We start from the raw sequence: 19,919 nt of genomic DNA on the forward strand, positions 1-19,919 counted from the left end.
ATGTTATCGTTTTCTAACCTTATGGTGGTATACTAAGCTCGAAATTGAGTAATGAAAACTATGAAATTTTCAACTCTTGCTGATTATTTTGAAAAATTGGAAGCTGAAACCAAGCGCAACGAGCTTGTCCAAATTCTTTCTGAGTTGTTTAAAAAATCTTCTCCTGCGGAAATTCCCGAAATTGCTTATTTGATACAAGGCAGAGTGGCCCCTTTCTTTGAAGCAACTGAGATTGGCATGGCGGAGAAAATGGTGGAGCAGGCGATCTCGGCGGCTTATGATTTAGAGCGGGATGAAGTTAAAAAGCTTGCCACCAAAAGAGGAGATCAAGGAATTGCAGCCGGAGAACTAAACAAAAAGAAGGGTATTAAAGACAAAGGACTGACTGTCTCTGAGGTTTTCAAGCAATTGCGAAAAATAGCAGAGACTTCAGGGGAGGGGTCCGTTGAAACCAAAATAGGGCTTTTGGTGAGCTTACTTAAGCAGATTGGACCAGAGTCCGCTAAACACCTGGTTCGAGTCCCCCTTGGGAAAACTAGATTAGGGATTGGCGATCCAACAGTTTTGGACAGCCTTAGTTTTGCCAAAGTTGGAGACAAATCCTTGCGTAAGGATTTGGAAGAAGCCTACAACAAAACTAGTGACCTAGGTTTTGTCGCTGAGACTTTTTGGAGTAAAGGACTGAAAGCGATCAAGGCAGTTGAGCTTATTATTGGCAAACCAGTTCGTCCGGCTCTGGCGGAGAGACTCCCTGATGCTGAAGCAGTTGTCAAGAGAATGGGAGAAGAGTTTGCGGTTGAGCCAAAGTTTGACGGTTTTCGTTGTCAGGTTCATAAAGAAGGTGAAAAGGTCAGAATCTTTTCGCGTAACCTCGAAGACTTTACTAGCTCCTTTCCTGATTTGGTTGAAGGAGTAAAAACTGAAGTTGCGGCCAAGAGCTTTATCCTGGAAGGAGAGGCAATTGCTTACAATCCGTTAACCAAAGAATTTTTACCTTTCCAGGAAACTACCAAGCGCCGCCGCAAATATGGAGTTGAGGAGGCAGCTGAAAAGGCTCCACTCAAGCTTTTTTGCTTTGACTTACTTTATTTAAATGGAAAGGATATTACAGGGGAGCCCTACGTGGAGCGAAGAAAAAAATTGAAAGAGCTCATTAAAGATGATTCCCAGACGATCATGGAGGCAGTGGGAAAAATGGCTCACAAGGCTGATGACTTGACCAAGCAGTTTGAAGAAGCGATTTCGGAAGGTCTTGAGGGAGTAATGATTAAGCGCTTGGATTCTACTTATCAAGCTGGAGCAAGAAACTTCAATTGGATCAAGTTCAAACGCCAGGCAGGCGGTGAGCTTGAGGACAGTGTTGATTGCGTTATTCTCGGCTATTTCTATGGAACAGGGAAGAGAACCAATTTTGGTGTTGGAGGTTTGTTTTTAGGAGTTTATGACGATAAAGCAGACAAATTCCTCTCAATTAGCAGACTTGGAACGGGATTGACAGATGAAGAATTCCGGACAATGAAAACAGAACTGGATAAGATAAAGGTCTTCCACAAGCCGGCTCGGGTGGAAGCACTGATCGAGCCTTCGGTTTGGGTCGAACCAAGGCTAGTAGCTGAGATTTTTGCTGATGAGATCACTCGTAGCCCGATTCATACCGCTGGCAAGGATAAAGAAGGGATTGGCTATGCCCTTCGTTTTCCTCGGTTAGTTAAATTCCGAGGCTCGGATAAGAGGGCTGAAGACGCAACTACCGTCAAAGAGATTGAACAGATGTTTCAGGCACAGAAGAAAGTTAAAGTAAGTTAGTTGCTCGTAAAGGCGACTAAAGGAAAAATGAAAAAAGATTACGGCAAATTAGCGCTTGAACAAACGAAAAAGACAAAAGGTAAGCTTGAGATTCGTTCTAAGGTTAATCTAGAGAGCAGAGAAGACCTCGCAACTGCCTATACTCCTGGCGTCGCCGCAGTTTCTAGGTTACTTGCAGAAAAGCCAGAACTGGCCTCCCAATATTCAATCAAAGCTAACTCAGTGGCTGTGGTTTCTGATGGCTCGGCAGTTTTGGGTTTGGGTAACATTGGTCCTTTGGGAGCCTTACCAGTCATGGAAGGGAAGGCGATCCTCTTCAAAGAGTTCGCCGGAGTTGATGCTTATCCAATCGTCCTTAATACTCAGGATCCTGATGAGATTGTTAAAACCGTCAAAAACTTAGCCCCTGGTTTTGGCGGAATTAATCTGGAAGACATTGCCGCCCCGAATTGCTTTTATATCGAAGACGAGCTACAAAATCTTGGAATTCCTGTTTTTCATGACGACCAACACGGTACTGCGGTAGTTGTGCTTGCTGCTCTAATTAACGCGGCTAAAGTGGTCGGTAAGGAGATGAAAAATTTACAGGTAGTTATTAACGGAGCGGGAGCAGCCGGACAAGCAGTTGCCAAAATTTTGCTTGGCTTCGGAGTAAAAGAGTTAATTTTAGTTGATTCTAAAGGGGCAATTTACACCGGACGAGGTCAGCTGGATCGTAACAAAGAAAAACTTGCGCAGCTAACTAACAAAGACAGGGTTGTTGGGCAACTGGATAAAGCGATCGCGGGTAAGGACGTTTTTATCGGAGTTTCCAAGGCGGGTTTGTTAACGCAGGGAATGGTTCGCTCAATGAATGAGGCGCCAATTGTTTTTGCGATGGCCAATCCGAACCCAGAGATAGAGCCCGCTTTAGCTAAAAAAGCTGGTGCGGTGGTGGTTGGAACGGGAAGAAGTGATTTTCCCAACCAAATTAACAATGTCTTGGCTTTCCCGGGAATTTTCCGAGGAGCCCTTGACCGAGGGGCCAAGAGGATTACCAAGGAGATGAAATTGGCCGCAGCCTTGGCTTTGGCTAAGGAAGTTGGCAGACCACACAGTGAGCAAATTGTTCCCTCACCCCTAGACAAAAAGGTTGCTAAAAAGGTAGCAGCTGCAGTTTACAAAGCAGCTTAGTTTTCGACTTGGACTGATTGATAGAGTTCATTTGTTTCGGGGACGTAAAAAATAGAGAGTGGAGTTAGCTTTTTAAGCTCACCCTTTTTAAAAGTAGCCCCTTGTAAGAAGGTCTTGATGCCTTGGTTTTCTGATCCAGAAACGAGAGTGTAAGAAAGAGTTTGATAGATTTCATCAACAAGGCCAGCTCGGACAAATTCAGCTGCAATACTTGGTCCGCCCTCAAGTAAAAGCCTTTCAACCCCAAAGCGAGTGCGGATGATCTCAGCTAAAGCTTTGAAATCATTATCCGGAAAGGTGAAAACTTTTCTGCCTGTCGCTTGAATTTTTTTGATATTAACTTTTGGAGCTGATTCCGAGACAAAAACGACCGCTTCGTAGTCAGGATTGTTAAAGAAAGCTTTTTTGAGAGGTAAATCAGCACCTTTTTTGGAAATAACTGCACCAATTGGGTGCTTACTGAAACCTTCTTTTTCTCTGATTGAAGAAAGTTCATCTCTGTCTACTTTTGGTTCTGAGCTAGAGAGACGTAAAGTTTCCGCTCCATTCAAAACCATATCGGCTCGGGTACGCAAGACTTTCATCAGGTATTTATCCAAGTTGCTACCCAAACCGGCTTCAGTTAAACTCAAATCATCTTGAGGTAAATTGACCTTGCCGTCAAAAGAGCTGACCATATTAATTCTCACCCCTGGCCTTTTCGAGGTTGCTTTTGGCCAGGGACGGGTCAAGTAAGCTCTAACTATTTCGTTGGTGGCTAAACGGATTTCCATTATTGCCTTTATTACTTTAGTTAAAAAAGAAGCTGCCTTTGGTTGGCAGCTCAAAAGTGAATTTTACATTGGCTAGGTTAACACCAAAGACTCTCACTGTCAAAGCCCGGCCCTACTTGCTTTTATTTGACTTTAATTTAAAATCAACTAACCATGAAATTTGTTGCTGATTTACACCTCCATTCTTCTTACGCACGCGCAACTGCAAAAAATTTAGATTTTAAAACCCTTTCTACTTGGGCACGTATCAAAGGCATCAACCTCCTTTCTTCAGCTGATTTTACCCATCCACTTTGGTTTGAGGAAACTAAGCGAATGCTTGTAGAGGATGGAAGTGGTTTGTTTGATTTTGATGGTTTTAAGTTTATTTTAGGAGCTGAGTTAAGCAGTATTTTTAGTCAAGGAGGTAAACTGCGTAGAATCCACTCCCTGATTTATACACCTGATCTAGAAAGTGCCGAAAAGATAAACAAAGAACTATTGAAAAGAGGAGCGAAGCTAGCTAGTGACGGGCGACCGGTGGTTGGTTTATCAGTAAGGAATTTACTAGAGATAATTTTAGAAGCAAACGAAGATTCAATCCTGATCCCGGCTCATGCCTGGACTCCTTGGTTTGGTTTGTATGGAACCAACTCCGGCTTTGACAGCATCAAAGAGGCCTTTGGTGATCTAGAGAAATATGTTTACGGGATAGAAACCGGACTTTCAAGTAATCCAGAAATGAACTGGAGAGTCAGGGATCTTGACCAGCGTTCAATTGTTTCCTTTTCTGATGCCCACTCGAGTGCAAAAATGGGTCGAGAAGTGACTATTTTTCAGGAGGAGCTTTCCTACCGAGGTTTACTAAGAGCCTTAAAAAACCAGAAAATCGAGAGAACTTTGGAGTTTTTTCCGGAAGAGGGAAAGTACCATTTTACCGGCCATCGCGCATGTTTTATTCGTCACTCGCCGCACGAAACTGCTAAGCTAGGTTTGATCTGTCCGAGGTGTGGAAAGCCACTGACAATTGGTGTGATGCACCGACTTAGTCAGCTGGCCGAACAAAATAGACCCGAAGGTTTTTCTGATCCACAGCGACCAGGTTTTCAAATGATGGTACCCCTTTTGGAAATACTAGCTGAGGTGCTTGGCTCTCCGCCTGCCAGTAAAAAAGTAATGCAAGACTATCAAAACCTCATTAAAGAGTTCAAAAATGAGCTCAACATTCTTTTTGAGGTCAAAGAGGGAGAGCTGGAAAAAAACCACTCGCCTCGCCTCGCTCAGGCAATTGCTAAAGTTCGAAAAGGTGAGATTGTCATCGAGCCAGGTTACGATGGAATTTTTGGTGTCGTCCAGATCTGGCCGGATGAAAGAGTAGTAAAGAAGAAGATAGAGGCTCAAAGGCAGAAAATTACGGCTAAAGAAGAAACAAATCAAATAAGCCTTTTTGATTAAAAAAGATTATACTTAAGTAAAGATGCCCAATCTAGCCGACCTTACTTCAAAAGCAAAAGAAAAGTTAACTCTCTCATCCAATGAAGAAGTAGTGGTTGCGGAAAAGTATGAAGGCAGTGATAAAGTCATTGCCTGTCTAGCCTACGTTTACTTTGTTTCGGCCGCGGTCCTTCTTCTTCGCCATGACAATTCTGAGTTTGTACGCTTTCATGCCAAGCAGGCCTTTGTTCTTTTAATTATCGCTTTGCTCGTTTTATTAATTGCACCTGGAACCTGGAAGTACGGTCTTAATGGGGCGCTTTTTTTGGTTGCTCTTTATGGAGCAGTGCGGGCTTTTCAAGGCAGAAGATGGACCGTTCCTTACTTTACAAGTATCGCCAACTCAATCGAGATTTAGAAAGGAAAGCACTTGATCAAACAGACTGCTAAATTACTAAGTGCCTTTTTTGAGCCTTATACAGTAGCAACGGTGACTTTAATTTTTGTGGTGCAAAGCCTCAGAGCTCCCTTGAGCGAAAAGTTTGTTTGGCTTCTGACCGTCTTTTTCTTTGGTGCCTTGCCGCCAATACTGGTTCTTGTTTACGAAAAAAGAAAAGGCAAAATCAGCGATTGGTTTATTTCCAACCGAGCAGAGAGAAGAGATGTCCAACTCGCCTGGGTCTTCGGTGCAACGAGTGTCACTGCTCTGGCCCTGATTTTTGATTTGCCTCGCACTCTTCAGGCTCTAAGTTTAACTTTCTTTTCCTTAAGTCTTGGTATGAGCGTGGTCAATTTTTATTGGAAGGTAAGTGTCCACACCGCGATGATTACTTTGGCGGTTTTAAGTATGGTTTTGATCTATTCGTCGAGTTGGGCCTTTCTTTTCCTCTTGATACTTTTCGTAGCTTGGGCGCGGGTTCAAGTTGGAGCTCACACTTGGTCCCAAACCAGCGGTGGTGTCTTTTTAAGCTTAATAATCACATATTTTTGGTTTAACTATTTTGGCTTGGCTACATTTTAATTTAAATATTCGCCAAGACAAAACAGTCGACGTCTATTTCGGACTGGCAACCTTTTAGATTCTAAGGACAGCTTAAAAATTTGCCAATTCAGTATTCTTAATTCATAATTCTAAATTACAATGTTGACCACTCCACATTTGTTAGTTGGTGCGGCAATTGGGGCTAGCCTGGGGCCAGAAAAAAGCCTTTTGGTTGTGCCAGTTGCTGGGGCTTCACACTTTGTTTTTGACTGGATCCCACACCTCATGGGCTTTATTGAAGTTGAAGATCTTGATAAAAAGGATGTTCTCTTTGTAGTCGGAGATGTGCTTCTCGGGGTCGGGCTACTTATGGTCCTTTCCTTGGGCAACACAAACTGGGAAATCCTTTGGATTGGAGCTTTGGCTTCGGTTCTGCCAGATTTTCATCATCTTGTCAAGGTAATCTTTGGTCCAGAGACACTAAAGAAATACACTAAGGCCCACCTAAAATTCCACTATCAGAAGGAAATGAACGTCATTACAGGTATGTCTACCCAAATAATCACCTGTGTGATTGCAACGGCCACTATTTTGCTCAAAAAATAAAGTTCTGGAAAGAGCCTTTTTCGTTGACAAAGTGTACCTGAACAACTATAGTTTATCTTAGAACAATGAGCTGCCCAAAAGCTTCTTACACCTCAATTATCACCACAACAAACTTTTCTGAAGCAAAATGTTGGATTATTTAGCAACACAGCCTCTCATAGCCTCGTTCTTGGTGATTATCATCGTTACCCTTGTCCTAGCCTTCGCTTTTCCAAGTTTGGTGAAAATCACTGAGAATACTTTTTGGAACAATCTTTCCCACCAAGCGAGAAAGCTCAAAAGAAGACTTAAGGATCATCCAATCCAATCAACTATTATAGCTGTTTTGCTGGTTGTTGTTCTTGCTGGGGGTTACTACTTGTACCTGAGTTCCCAGAGCGTAATTTACTTATCAGGCAGTGAGCTTAAGTCAAGAAAAGCAAGCAATTTGCAAATTTTGGAAAAAGAAGGCGTGGGCGCCTCAAGAAAAGCTCAAATTTATTTACTTGATATTCGAAGTCGTGACGAATATATAGAAGAGTATATCTTGGGATCAGCAAGCTTACCGGCCGAAAGAGCTAAAAAAGAAGCTTACCCAATGGACAAAAAATACATCCTGGTGGTTTTTGGTAGCCAGAACAGGTTTGATGAAGCTAAAGAAACGGCTGCCGCGATTATCAAGAACGGGAAAGAAAGTGGTTACCAGGGAAATGTTTTTTTGATCAAAGACGGCTTTGAGGGTTTGAAGAAGGCTGGACTGAAAACAGCTAGAGGAGCTATTTACTAATGAAAAAAACCCTTTTTCTGCGAATTATTATCGTTTTGTCTTTGCTTTTTAATTTTCTTTCCGGTTTCCCTTCGTCAAACCTGGAGCCTGTTCGTGCTCAGGAATCAGACCCTATCTGTCCAGAACCTCAACCAGTCCAAAAACTAGGGGAGTCAATACCACCTGGCAACGACCTTTTCCCTGGAAGCGATGTCAAAGTGACTTTGAGGGTTGAGGGTGGGTGTAGTCAGATCAGAACAGCAACAGATATTATTTTGGTTCTTGATGTGACTGGTAGTATGAACTTTCTTTGGGGTCCGTGTCCGATAGTCGGTGGAGTAACAAGATGCGATCTGCGACCAACCAAGCTTGATTCTGCGAAGGCAGCCTTAACGAGCTTTGTCAACAAAACCAACGAGGATAAAGGCGCGACCGATCCGGGAGATTACGTTGGTTTAGCTACTTATGCAGGCCCTACTACGTGTACTGGCAATGGCTTCGGTGGGTGTAAGGAAACAACTCTTTGCCCGTCCTTAACTTCCTGTGCTACCTTGGTTTACCCCATTTCAAATATGACCAATGCGAACAAAACCGCTCTTATCAACGCGATTAACTCTGTTACAGCCAAAGGTTCAACCACGATTGGTTCTGGGGTAAGAATGGGCAACGATGCACTCATTAACCGCAGGATAGCGGATGCAGCTATGATTCCTCCTCGTAGTGCCATGCAGGTAATGGTTCTGGCAACTGATGGAAATCAAAATACCGTACCAAGTCCTTTCGAGGCTGGAATTATGTCGACAACTATAAACCAAAAGTTTCTTGCCTTTTCTATTGGTATTGGAGATGATGCCAAAACCGCTAGCACCCCAATCGGAACCTACTGCTCGGGTTGTCCGGACGGGATTTCCAGTGTGCAAATAAACCCAGATGGAAGGTCGAGCGGTGAAGAAGTGATGAAGGATATTGCTTGTCGAACTGATCAGATTGATCCTGATACGACAAAAAGATGCAACTTTTCAGACAAGGTAAATAAAGGGCCGGCTGTAAACAACGAGTACAACCCCCGGAACTATTTTTATGCGGCCGGAGATGCGCAGCTGACCACCATCTACAATACTATCATTGGTAGATTGCAGCTCCCCAGTAGCTATCTGATGTACGAAGCTCCAAATGTTTGTACTGTACCGGGTGACTCAACTTCGTGCAACAGCGGCGACTTATTCATCAGTTACTATTGGAACCCAAGTAGTGTCAAAATTGAGGATTGTAGTACTCCAGGTGTGCCATGGCCAACTGGAAAAGTAGTTTTAATTGGTCCCCGTTTCTTTTTCGTAGGCTTTACCAATGTACCAGTCGGCAAAACTGTTTGTGTTAGTTTTGTGGCCAAAATCAGAGACGACGATGCCTTCATCGCCCTACTTGCTGGTGACGAAGCGAACTTCGATTTAAACAACCCCAGGTCCAGGCTAGCAGCTGTTGATCCTCGAAAGCCCGAATGCGACTATGTCTTTGAGTGTTTGAGGGATTTGAACTCTTCTCCGATCACAGATATAAACGAGGGTTCGGCAACGGTCAAAAGCCCAGCTTTTGGTTGGCTCAAGACTGATCATGGCAACGTTGGCTCTTTTACTGACATGCAGCTGAGGAGAAATCTTGCTATCGCCGACCCAACTGAACCCTATACTTTATACAATACTGAATATCTCGGTATTAGTAATGGTAGTTTGAACAGCCCCCCAAACTACTTCTTCCGTTCTTTCAAAAAATGGGTCGTACCAAACTACACGAACTTGAACGTTTATCCAAATGTTACGGTGGGTGGAAGTATTTATGACAAGCTTTTGGCTGACAGCGAAAAGCGCTGCGTGATAAACACTTTAACAAACGATACTCCCGGAGCGGTGAGTTCCGCCGCCAGCGGGACCTGTAAAATTTCCCGTTACACTTCAGCTAGTTCCTTTGACATTGATTCGAGTTGGTCTTCAACCTACAGTGGTAACTCCTCGATCGTCTTTATCGAGAATGCAGACCTGCTTTTTTCTGAAGATTTGCGCTTAGCAGCTGGTAAAGGCTTGATTTTTGTAGTCAAAAAACAAATCCGCATCGTCAATGACGGAGCCGATCGTATTGATGCCGTTCTCATTTCCGATGGACAGTTTATAAGCAGCCGCACTTCCTGCACTACCCCAAATGTTACTTCAGACCCGCTCACCGTAAATGGAGCAATTTATGTCTTTGGTAGTCGTGCTGCCGGAGAAAACGCTGCTTGTTTCAACCGAGTCTTGACTAACAACTTTACTGACCCTTCAGAGATTATTAACTACGACCCACGCTATCTTTACCTCTTTCGAGAAATAATCGGCAACTCTCGGCCGGTTTACTCTGAGCTCGCCCCTTGAAGAAAATTAAGAGTTCAAACTCAAGCTACTTCTAAAACCACCACTCCACCCACAAACACTAGATAGCAACGACAATTTTTGCTAAAATCCTTCGGTCATGAGGAGAAAAGTAGAAAAAAATAAAGAGCCAAGCAAGCGTGTCCTTGTGGCAATGAGTGGAGGAGTGGATAGCTCGGTAGCTGCCGCCTTGCTCCAAAAACAGGGCTACCGGGTTGAGGGCGCCTACATGCAGTGTTGGAGTAGCGGTCCCTATTGTTCGACTGAGAAAGATCGGTCTGATGCGCTTCGAGTTGCAACTCAACTAGATATACCTTTCCAGGTTTTCGATTTCGAGAAGGAGTACAAAGAGGCAGTTCTTGATTACTTCTTCGCGCAGTACCAAGCTGGCCGAACTCCAAATCCTGATGTTGCTTGCAACCGAGAAGTAAAATTTGGAATTTTTCTTCACAAAGCCTTAGAGCTGGGTTTTGATTACATCGCGACCGGACACTACGCGAGAATTCAGAATTCAGAATTCAGAATTAGAAATGTCCCATTGGGAAAAATTGAGTTCAAAAAAACTTACAAGTTACTAAAAGGGGTTGACCCTGCCAAGGATCAATCGTATTTTCTTTATACCTTGGGGCAAGAACAACTCAAACACACTCTTTTCCCGATTGGGGAGTACAGGAAAAAAGAGGTTCGGGAGATCGCTGGGAGCTTGGGTTTGGTGGTTGCAGACAAAAAAGATAGCCAGGGGATTTGCTTCATTGGACCGGTGAATGTAGCAAGTTTTTTACGACAAAATCTTAAAACTAGACTCGGAGATGTTGTCAGTCTGAATGGAGAAGTGCTTGGTAGGCATGATGGTTTAGCTTTCTACACTATTGGCCAGAGAGAGGGGATAAGAATCAGTTCTAGCCTCCCTCATTACGTCGTCAGAAAAAAAATAACAAGCAATGAGCTTGTGGTCGCCCCAATTGGCTCTGAGGCAATTTATTCATCCCAAGCTCAAATCACAAATCTGACTTTTGTCGCCGACGAAAAGCCCAAGCTACCCCTAGCCTGTCAGGTAAGTTTGCGCTATCGACAAGAGCCCCAAGATTGTCGGCTTCGCGAAGACGCCAAGCAGACCTACAGCCTCGACTTTAAAAACCCCCAGCGAGCGGTCACAGAGGGACAAGCAGCGGTTTTCTTTGTTGGGGAGCAAGTCCTGGGTGGAGGAGCTATTGAAAAAACTTTCTGAGGGTGCTACGATTCCACATCAGAGTTAGTTGTTATAAAAAGTAATATAAAATAGTAGAAAGACCGGTTAAAGCAGTAAAATATCAAAATGCTAGCTTTTATATCAGAAGCCTACAGAAATATAACAATTTTCCACCCAAGTTTTTGGTTTAGTTCAAGAGTAAGTGTTCGTCTTGATCAGCTCTATATTTATATTGCCTTTGTGCTCGTTTTGCTTGGTTTTAGTATTTTTTTCTTGATCCTAAGCAAACTCAGAGACAATCCTTTTCTGCGGAAATTTTATTCGAAGCTGTCCTGGATTATATTTACCTTTGGTTTTGTCGCCGCCCTTCTCTCCTTTTTTCGTCTTTTGGGAGCAGGAGCACTCTCGGCGCGGGGAGTTTGGATCCTTTTTTTCTTCGCCCTCTTTTTTGTGGGCTATCTGAGCCTGCTTGAGTTTTACAAAAAGATACCAGAGAAAACGTCTCACTACGAGACTGACCAAATCAAAAAACGCTACCTACGTCCCTTCAAGAAGCGAAAATGAAGTTCCCTTGGTTTTAAAGCCGCAGCTTTACAATTTTTTCTTATAAATAACTGTTTTTTAGATTTGACATAGGTTGAAACTAAACCTATACTTTTAGTTAGACATGTTCTTTCTGCCCAAAGCCTCTCCAGAGCAAATATCCTCTTTTAGAAAAATTCAAAAATTCTTTTCCAACCATGGATAAGCAGATCTTTACCACTAAAAATTTTTTAAATTTAAATTTAGCTGATCTAAAGGAAAGATTTAACAAACCGAAATATTGGGGAGTGGCTTTTGCCCTTTTTCTTTTTTTGGGGCTCTCTCTTCTTGGTTTGGACTTTTACCTTTCTCAGACAAAAAAAACAGCTGAAAGCTCACAAAGAGGGGAAAAAGTCTTTGAAAAACAAGACCCAACTACTTACTTTGAGGCAGTCTTTTTTGGTTACGACAGCGGCAAAGGAACAATCTTAGTTCAAGTGACCAAGAACGGTTTGTCGAGCCAAACCGAAGTAAAGGTAAATTCTACAGTTTCAGTTGAGCGGATTGTTTATGAAGCCAAAACTCAGCTCGTTAAATCAAAAACAAAAATTTCTTTAGCAGAGATTAAACCCGGTGAAAACGTTCGTTTGGTTGTCAAAAGAGCGGATACCAAGTTTGATTTCTCAACGTTGAAAGAAATTCAGGTGCTGGAGTCAAAATGAGAGCATTAACTATAAATTTCAGAGCCAGCAAACTTCTTTTGAGACTGCTCACTCTTGGTTTTTGTTTGTTGGCCTTTTTGCTTCTGGTTAGAGGCGCGCAGGCAGCACTCGTTACCAACACCATCAACCCGGACGACATTTTGAACGACCGACCAGAAACTTTTCTGGGTAGTGATGGTTTTGTCCGGGCTATCTACCACGACAGCAACCAAAAAATAATCTATGTACAATGTCTCTCGGATATTTGTACGACTTCCACCCGAACTGAGCTCAACATTGGTTCGGGAGTAGTCAACAACGGCAATGTCGTTGCTTACAAAAAAAGTGGTGGGGACTTGCGAATTTTTTTCATCGCAACTGATGCGGGTGTGCACACTCTGCGCAGAATTGATTGCGATACGGCTGATACTTGTACCTCGGCCTCGGTTGTTTACACTTTCGGCAATTTTATCTTTGGTGCCCACGCTCTCTCGGTTGATAAAGACAGTAACAATCAGGCACGTTTTTTGATCACTCTGACTGACATTACCTCTGGAACTCCAGCTCAGAGAGTGGCTTTTTACTACTGTACTGGGGAGTGTGTTTCGGGTAGTGTTACCCAAAGTTTACTTTACGGAACTAGTTTCGCGGGGGCAGGTTTTTACGTTCCAAAAATCGTTATTTCGGCTGGAAACTTTCCGCTCCTTGCTTTTCAGCAGCAAACCACGACCACGGCTGGTCAAATGCGTTATGTTCAATGTACCGCTACCACTTGCTCAACTAGAGTCAACACCACCATCGAGAGCTATTCGGTGACCTCATCCATGATTATGGGTGTGGCTGATATGGTGATAAAGGGGGATAGCTTTCCGTTTATTGTCTACTCAAGAATTTTGGATGGTACTTTGGTTGGTAAGATAGTCACTTGTAGCAACGCTTCCTGTAGCAGCCGAACCTCAGCTGACATTACCAATGGCAATATGCCACGTTTACTCAAGATGGGCGACAATACGCTGCGGGTTTTTTATCAGCTTAATTCTGCACCGACAGAACTGCACTACAAAGTTTGCTCTGCAAATGATTGTACGGGGGCAACCGATACTTTGATTGAGGCTTACAATTCAATTTGGCCTGGGCCTTTTGTCAATATTGGCGGTTTTCCGCAGGCGGTTTTCAACTCCAATCCAGGTGGGGGAATTGATTTGCGGATGGCTTGTGGACTGGAAGGTCCAGTCTGTCCTTCTCCAAACCTAGTGGTTCGTAACGCTGGGGCTGAGATGTCTCCAGCAATTACTTATACCAGCCCCGTCATCGTCAACACCAACGTGAACTTTACTTTTACCAATGTAAATGCTGGTCCAGGTGTTTCAGCTGACAGTGTGACTCGAGTGACGGTCGCTTGTGCCAGTCCGCCTTGTAGTACCAATGATGCGGAGAATATTACTATTAGTGGTATTGACCCATTCTCGGCAAGCCCAGTACAAACTTTTACGACCAATTTCAATACGACTGGTAGCTTTACCCTCACCTTTCAAGCTGACTACCAAAATGACAATTCTGAATCGAACGAAACTGACAATAGTGTTTCAATCGTCGTCAACGTCTCCCCACCAGGGGTAGTGTCTTACACGATCTCTGTCTCACCCTCAGCTCGGGCGGTAGCGCAGGGAAGTTTTTACGACTACACCGTGACCGTCAATGTCACCTCTGGGGCTCCGGCGGCGATCAACCTAACTGCCAACGATCTGACTGGCAAAGGAATTACCCAAACCCTGACCCCAGCTAGTTTGGCGTTTGCTGCAAATGGGTCTCAGACGGCAAGTCTGCATGTTGTAGTTTCGTCAGGGACTTCACCAGACCCACCGAACAACCCCTATACACTGACAGTCAGCGCCACAGTTTCTGGTCTACCAAATTCGACTCAGTCAGCCAACACCAAATTGGGGGTGATAGCAGCGGGAACAGGACCCTGGTTGCAAACAACGGGTGGTGATTTGGGATCAAGGGGACCAATCACCCTGACTGTTCCTGCTAAAAAGTTTTTTCCCAATCCAGTCACACAAGATGGAACGATTGAAAGTGACGGTGTAAATGGGATTTGCAGGGTCGGTTCCGGGAGTTTTGTTGGTCCGACTAATTCAATTACCGCTGGGAAGAATGGTGATAGATTTAATGCTACTGGCTTCATTGGTTTTGATACTGCAAATATAGTTGGTAAAACTGTTGTTGGTGCTAAACTTACCCTAACGGTTAAAGAAAAGAACCTTGTCTTCTCTGCTACCGACTTTGACGTAACTTTGTATAAACAAAACTGGGGTCCAACTCTCGATCCAGGGTGTGGTCCCGGAACTGATGTGGCTAGTAATGGTGGTGTCGAAACACCACCCGGTCCGACTTTTAACACCAGTTCGATCACTGCAGCTGGGCAAAAAGTAATTATCAATTTAACTGATTTGTCTTGGATAAGTAGTTTTGCTAACGATGGCTTTACTGGATACAGAATTATTGGCGCACCTTCAGGTTTTACTGCCTTCGGTTATGTTGCTTTTTACCAGGCAGAAGAGGGTAGTCCCAATGCCCCAATTTTGGAAGTTGATGTGTCTGATTACTATACTCATACCGATTATTTGGGTATTTCCGAAAGTAGCATTGCCGCTGGTTTTTCTTCAGCCAAACGTTGGGTTGTACCAAATTACGCGAGTAGCAATATCAACTCAGTCGTGCCAGTGGGGCAGGATGTTTATAGCTATCTCTACGGTAAGTTTGGGGGAGACAAGGCCACTGTTCTTGACCCAACTGCGATCTGCAGCCCACCCTCGACCTTTGGTTTTACTTCCTACGGCTTTCGCAACGATCTAGTTGGAAACAGCGGAGGCAACGCAACCAACTGTGTGCTAACAGATCTGAACGGCTCTGGAACGGCTCATTTAAATTTGTTTAGTTCGGGTGGGACAGTCGACAACGGGGTCTTTATTTTCAAAGGAGATGGAACTCACAATGGGGACTTGACCTGGAGCGTGGCTGACCCCGACGGTGATGAGTACACTATCCCTTCTGGGAATCCGACCATAATCTTCGTGACTGGAAACTTCTATATCAACACAGCGATCAGAGTTTCAAATAGCAAAAAGTTTATTTTCATCGTCAAAAACGATTCGAACAACGATGGTAGCCTCGATACGGATGATGCCATCCAAGTCAATCCTACGGTCAGTCGTTTGGACGGCTTTTTCCTGACTAGGGGTAAGTTCAACTCCTTCAAATGGATCAACGAGCGCAATCAGACCCGCTACGACCGCGCCCGCACGATTGAGGATAAAATAAAAGAGTATCGTGCCTTCAAAGGCAACTACCCACCCAGTTCTTCAAGCTATGATACTAGTGACGGTTGTTCTTGGAACACGACTCCAACCAATTGGTGGTATGAACCAGTTGCCAGTGGTGGTTTGGGGCCAGTCGGAAATACCAACTGGGATGGAAAGACTAGTGGAGTAAACAATATTGCCGGCCCGTGTACGTCGGCGCAGGGTTTGAGGTATGAATTGAATCGAAATGATATATCAGGATATACACCAATCGACATCAATTCCTACAAAGATCCAACCAACGGAACCGCAATTCCTGGGAAACCAGCTGTACCGAGACCAAAGAAATTTGCTCTGCGTTACGCTGGAATTGCGGTTGGTGGGTCTGCAACCGCCAACGCTTATGACATTTTCTTTTCTACCGAAGATGATGCTGGTGCTGACGGAGCCTCAACAGCACCCGACCCGGAGTTTCATATGTGTGGTGGAAATTACAACGCTTCTGACTCTTACTTGCGTAGTGAGTTTAGTCAATATTGTTATATCCATCGCTTGGTCGTCAACGGTGGTCTTTACGCTGAGGGTGGCTTTTCCTTGGGTAGGGATCTCCACGATGAAAACAACTCAAGCATTCCGACCCACCCCCCGACCCCGGCTGAGCAAGTTAATCTCGATCCGGCCTTTTACTTCATTTTCGCCAAGACTAAATTTCTTGGTAGCCAAGGAACAATTTCTAAAGAACTCTCCCCCTAGTTAATTTGAACTTAAGGCCAGGCTTGACAAAGATAGTGTCTTGAAATAGAATGAGCTGGCCCTTTGGATTTCTCTTTAATTAATCCTTCCGGGCAATCTATGTAAGTCTCTCTTTACAGTAATTTCCTGTAAGACCAAGTGCGAAAGAGACTAGTTCACTAGGCTCTTTTTGTTTGGGAAGAGAAGCTTCGATTCGCACCTTGCCAACTTAATCAATACAAATGTTTTTGTAGAGATTATTGAAGTTCTTCAAAATGTATACTTTGCTTTTGCAAAGACTGCATCTTGAGTTCCAAAATAAATAAACTTCTTTGCGAGCTTTGCTTACAAAGAAAGTTCATACTTTGCAAATTCAAAATGTAAACCCCGATGAAAAATCGGGGACTGCATTTGAGCTTTGTAAGCTCGAAATGTAGCAGGAACCCGATTTCTTAAGTTTTGACTAGCTTTTGAAATCGAGAACCGCAATTCAAACCAAATTAGTCAGATCAAACAATTCGATTTTGAGTTCGATTTATCGAACAAGAAATATCGTGCCTAAGTTAATTTATTAATTTAGAGCGTTATTTTTATCGAAATTTTTGGAGAGTTTGATCCTGGCTCAGGGTAAACGCTAGCGGCGTGCATTAGGCATGCAAGTCAAACGGGCAGTAGCAATACTGCAAGTGGCAGACGGGTGAGTAACGCGTAGGAATCTACCCTAAAGTGGGGGATACCCCGCCGAAAGGCGGGCTAATACCGCATGTGAAGGCAACTTCAAAGTACATAACTGTACGCTTTAGGATGAGCCTGCGTCCCATCAGCTTGTTGGTAGGGTAAAGGCCTACCAAGGCAACGACGGGTAGCTGGGCTGAGAGGCTGTCCAGCCACAATGGCACTGAGACACGGGCCATACACCTACGGGTGGCAGCAACCGGGAATCTTCGGCAATGGGCGAAAGCCTGACCGAGCGACGCCGCGTGGAGGATTAAGGCCTTCGGGTTGTAAACTCCTTTTGTTAGGGATTAAACTCTGCGAAAAGTTGGTAATTAAGTTCATAAGTATTAGCACTCTCAAAAGTAAGTGCTAAGCACTCGTGGATAAATTTTGCCAATTTCTCGCAGAGTTGACAGTACCTTTCGAATAAGCCGCTGCTAACTACGTGCCAGCAGCCGCGGTGAAACGTAGGCGGCAAGCGTTACCCGGATTTACTGGGCGTAAAGAGTGCGTAGGCGGTTTGGAAAGTCACTATTGAAATTTCTCCGCTCAACGGAGAACCCGGTAGTGATACTTTCAGACTGGATGGTTAGAGGGAGTACCGGAACAGTTGGTGGAGCAGTGAAATGCGTTGATATCAACTGGAACACCAAAGGCGAAGGCAGGTACTTGGCTAATTCATGACGCTGTTGCACGAAAGCGTGGGGAGCAAAACGGATTAGATACCCGTGTAGTCCACGCCGTAAACAATGGACACTAGATATTGGAGGTGTTGACCCCTTCAGTGTCGTAAGCTAACGCGTTAAGTGTCCCGCCTGGGGAGTACGGCCGCAAGGCTAAAACTCAAAGGAATTGACGGGGACCCGCACAAGTAGGGGAACGTGTGGTTTAATTCGAGACAAAACGAAAAACCTCACCAGGGTTTGACATGTACGTTTTAGGACCTCGAAAGGGGAACAAACCGCAAGGTAGCGTACACAGGTGCTGCATGGTTGTCGTCAGCTCGTGTCGTGAGATGTCGTCTTAAGTGACTCAACGAGCGCAACCCCCATCATTAGTTGTATCACTCTAATGAAACTGCCTCGCCGCAGGCGGGGAGGAAGGTGGGGACGACGTCAAATCATCATAGCCCTTATGTCCTGGGCTACACACACGTTACAATGGTAGTACACAACGCGCTGCGAACTCGCGAGAGCAAGCTAATCGCTAAAAAGCTACCTCAGTTCAGATTGCAGGCTGCAATTCGCCTGCATGAAGATGGACTTACTAGTAATCGCAGATCAGCATGCTGCGGTGAATACGTTCTCGGGTCTTGTACACACCGCCCGTCAAGTGAGCAAAGTTGGGGGCACCCGAAGCCGGTTGTCTAACCGCAAGGAGGACGCTGTCGAAGGTGAACTCAGCGATGAGCGCTAAGTCGTAACAAGGTATCCCTAGGGGAATCTGGGGATGGATCACCTCCTTTCTTTTTTTGAAACATAAAAAAGATAATAGGGAGAAATCTGGAAGTAGTTCTTCCAGCAGTTCGCCAATTCACGAAACGGCGAACAGGTCAGCCCCACTGACGAGTTCAGTGGGAAGATTGCAGTTCTAGTTCTTGCTACATTTTGGGTTTGCAACGCAAATACAAAATGCAGTCTTTGCGCAAGCAAAGTATACATTTTGAGATTGCAAATCTCGAAACGCAGTCGTTCCCGAAAGGGAAGGTTTACATTTTGAGCTTGTAAAGCTCAAAATGCAGAGTTTGCTTTTGCAAATTCTACATTTGATTAGTCAATGGGTAACATCCCGCCAGAAAGACCTCGCGCAAGCGAGGTTTTTCTTTGGGTAAAATAGGCAACAAAAAACGACCGATTAGGTCGCTCTTCTAAAAAGTAATAAATCGAGTTCGGGAGCGGATTCGTCATGAAACAAATCCGGTGCTAATGAAAGCACAAAGCCTCTCGGCTTTCTCCCTTCCTCGGTTGGTGCTAGCTGGTCTTGATTGTGACGCTTACCTCCTTAACCTCGTCCAAATCTGCGGTCTGGTAGGCTTCCTCGATGTCCCTTTGGACACGGAAGGCCAGACGGCTGTTCGAGATGAGGAAGTTGCAGGAAGTGCCAGCAATTTCGATCTCCTCTACTGGCTTGAACTGTTCGTCTGGCCGCGACCTCTCGCCGGTGATCTTCATTACGATCGCCCAGCCACTGATCCTTCGCACCTGAATTCTCTTGTCCTTGGTGCGAATTTCCACTGTGGCAGGTAGATCGAGCCAGCTGTCCAGCTGGACGTTCAGAGTCTCTGCGAAGTTAACTGTAGCCAATGTTTCCTCCTGGCTAAAATTCCAACCGATTGTCCTATATAATGGCAGATTTGAGCACAAAAGTCAAATACTATAGGATTAACTTCGTTAGAATCCTGCGCTTTGTGACCAAAGCTAGGGATTTATTGATTCGGAGGCAATGTGGTGTTAAAATACTCGAGATTTAATGGGCGATTGGCTCAGTGGTAGATTAGGTCTCTGGTTTGAATCAGGGTGAGGGGCGATTGGCTCAGTGGTAGAGCGCGTCTCTGATAAAGACGAGGTCGATGGTTCGATCCCATCATCGCCCACCATCCTGATTCAAATTCGGCTTTGCCGAACAAAGACGAGGTCGATGGTTCGAAGGTTGTTTCCAAGCGCGGGGCGCACAGCGATCTATCCTGTGCCCATCAGTAAGTTAACCCAACCTAACTACTTTGTGAATTATTTCTCCGTTAAGCGATTCTTCCAGCCAAATAACGTTGTCTGGAAGTTTCCCTGCGAACCTTTTACAAACCTCACAGTAGAAGTAATGTCGCCTTATAAATTTTCACCTCCTTACTATAATAAATAC

Annotated in this window: 14 protein-coding genes, 1 tRNA gene and 1 rRNA gene; 14 read left to right on the plus strand and 2 right to left on the minus strand. The window is 44.5% G+C overall.

Annotated elements, in window-relative coordinates; genetic code table 11:
* Positions 1-60 precede the first annotated feature (60 nt).
* Positions 61-1,806 carry an ATP-dependent DNA ligase gene (locus tag Q8P13_00960; GenBank protein ID MDP2671020.1) on the plus strand — a complete coding sequence of 582 codons (1,746 nt, stop codon included), beginning with the start codon at positions 61-63 and terminating at the stop codon, positions 1,804-1,806.
* Positions 1,807-1,833: 27 nt separating this feature from the next.
* Complete coding sequence (locus Q8P13_00965) at positions 1,834-2,979, plus strand: NADP-dependent malic enzyme (GenBank protein MDP2671021.1); 1,146 nt, start codon at positions 1,834-1,836, stop codon at positions 2,977-2,979.
* On the opposite strand, the gene Q8P13_00970 is transcribed toward Q8P13_00965, so the two are convergent.
* Entirely contained in the window at positions 2,976-3,752 is a 777-nt protein-coding gene (locus Q8P13_00970) for a dihydrofolate reductase family protein (GenBank protein ID MDP2671022.1), read from the minus strand. The genes Q8P13_00965 and Q8P13_00970 overlap by 4 nt on opposite strands.
* Positions 3,753-3,905: 153 nt before the next feature.
* Between Q8P13_00970 and Q8P13_00975 the strand changes: the two genes are divergently transcribed.
* The 11 genes from Q8P13_00975 to Q8P13_01025 all read left to right on the plus strand — a co-directional run bounded on the left by Q8P13_00975 (position 3,906) and on the right by Q8P13_01025 (position 18,528).
* Positions 3,906-5,186 carry an endonuclease Q family protein gene (locus tag Q8P13_00975; protein ID MDP2671023.1) on the plus strand — a complete coding sequence of 427 codons (1,281 nt, stop codon included), beginning with the start codon at positions 3,906-3,908 and terminating at the stop codon, positions 5,184-5,186.
* A 22-nt stretch (positions 5,187-5,208) separates the two neighbouring features.
* A complete protein-coding gene (locus Q8P13_00980; protein MDP2671024.1) occupies positions 5,209-5,583 on the plus strand; it encodes a hypothetical protein in 375 nt (124 codons plus the stop codon).
* A gap of 72 nt (positions 5,584-5,655) precedes the next feature.
* Entirely contained in the window at positions 5,656-6,186 is a 531-nt protein-coding gene (locus Q8P13_00985) for a hypothetical protein (protein ID MDP2671025.1), read from the plus strand.
* Between the two features lie 120 nt (positions 6,187-6,306).
* A complete protein-coding gene (locus Q8P13_00990; GenBank protein MDP2671026.1) occupies positions 6,307-6,753 on the plus strand; it encodes a hypothetical protein in 447 nt (148 codons plus the stop codon).
* Positions 6,754-6,880: 127 nt separating this feature from the next.
* Positions 6,881-7,519, plus strand: coding sequence for a rhodanese-like domain-containing protein (locus tag Q8P13_00995; GenBank protein MDP2671027.1), 639 nt, complete (start codon positions 6,881-6,883; stop codon positions 7,517-7,519).
* Entirely contained in the window at positions 7,519-9,900 is a 2,382-nt protein-coding gene (locus Q8P13_01000; protein MDP2671028.1) for a VWA domain-containing protein, read from the plus strand. Before Q8P13_00995 ends, Q8P13_01000 begins: the two co-directional genes overlap by 1 nt.
* Positions 9,901-9,997: 97 nt before the next feature.
* Complete coding sequence (mnmA, locus tag Q8P13_01005; protein ID MDP2671029.1) at positions 9,998-11,125, plus strand: tRNA 2-thiouridine(34) synthase MnmA; 1,128 nt, start codon at positions 9,998-10,000, stop codon at positions 11,123-11,125.
* 87 nt (positions 11,126-11,212) lie between these two features.
* Entirely contained in the window at positions 11,213-11,650 is a 438-nt protein-coding gene (locus Q8P13_01010) for a hypothetical protein (GenBank protein ID MDP2671030.1), read from the plus strand.
* A 176-nt stretch (positions 11,651-11,826) separates the two neighbouring features.
* Positions 11,827-12,330 (plus strand): hypothetical protein, encoded by a 504-nt coding sequence (locus Q8P13_01015; GenBank protein MDP2671031.1) that lies wholly within the window; start codon positions 11,827-11,829, stop codon positions 12,328-12,330.
* Positions 12,327-16,367 carry a CARDB domain-containing protein gene (locus tag Q8P13_01020; protein MDP2671032.1) on the plus strand — a complete coding sequence of 1,347 codons (4,041 nt, stop codon included), beginning with the start codon at positions 12,327-12,329 and terminating at the stop codon, positions 16,365-16,367. Before Q8P13_01015 ends, Q8P13_01020 begins: the two co-directional genes overlap by 4 nt.
* Positions 16,368-16,945: 578 nt before the next feature.
* Positions 16,946-18,528, plus strand: a 16S ribosomal RNA gene (locus tag Q8P13_01025).
* Positions 18,529-19,033: 505 nt separating this feature from the next.
* On the opposite strand, the gene Q8P13_01030 is transcribed toward Q8P13_01025, so the two are convergent.
* Positions 19,034-19,426, minus strand: a complete 393-nt coding sequence (locus Q8P13_01030; GenBank protein MDP2671033.1) for a hypothetical protein — start codon at positions 19,424-19,426, stop codon at positions 19,034-19,036.
* A gap of 158 nt (positions 19,427-19,584) precedes the next feature.
* Between Q8P13_01030 and Q8P13_01035 the strand changes: the two genes are divergently transcribed.
* Positions 19,585-19,659: transfer RNA gene (locus Q8P13_01035), tRNA-Ile, on the plus strand.
* Positions 19,660-19,919: the final 260 nt, after the last annotated feature.

The organism is bacterium (genome assembly GCA_030704665.1).
Lineage (GTDB): Bacteria > Patescibacteriota > Microgenomatia > Woykebacterales > RBG-16-39-9b > JAUYID01.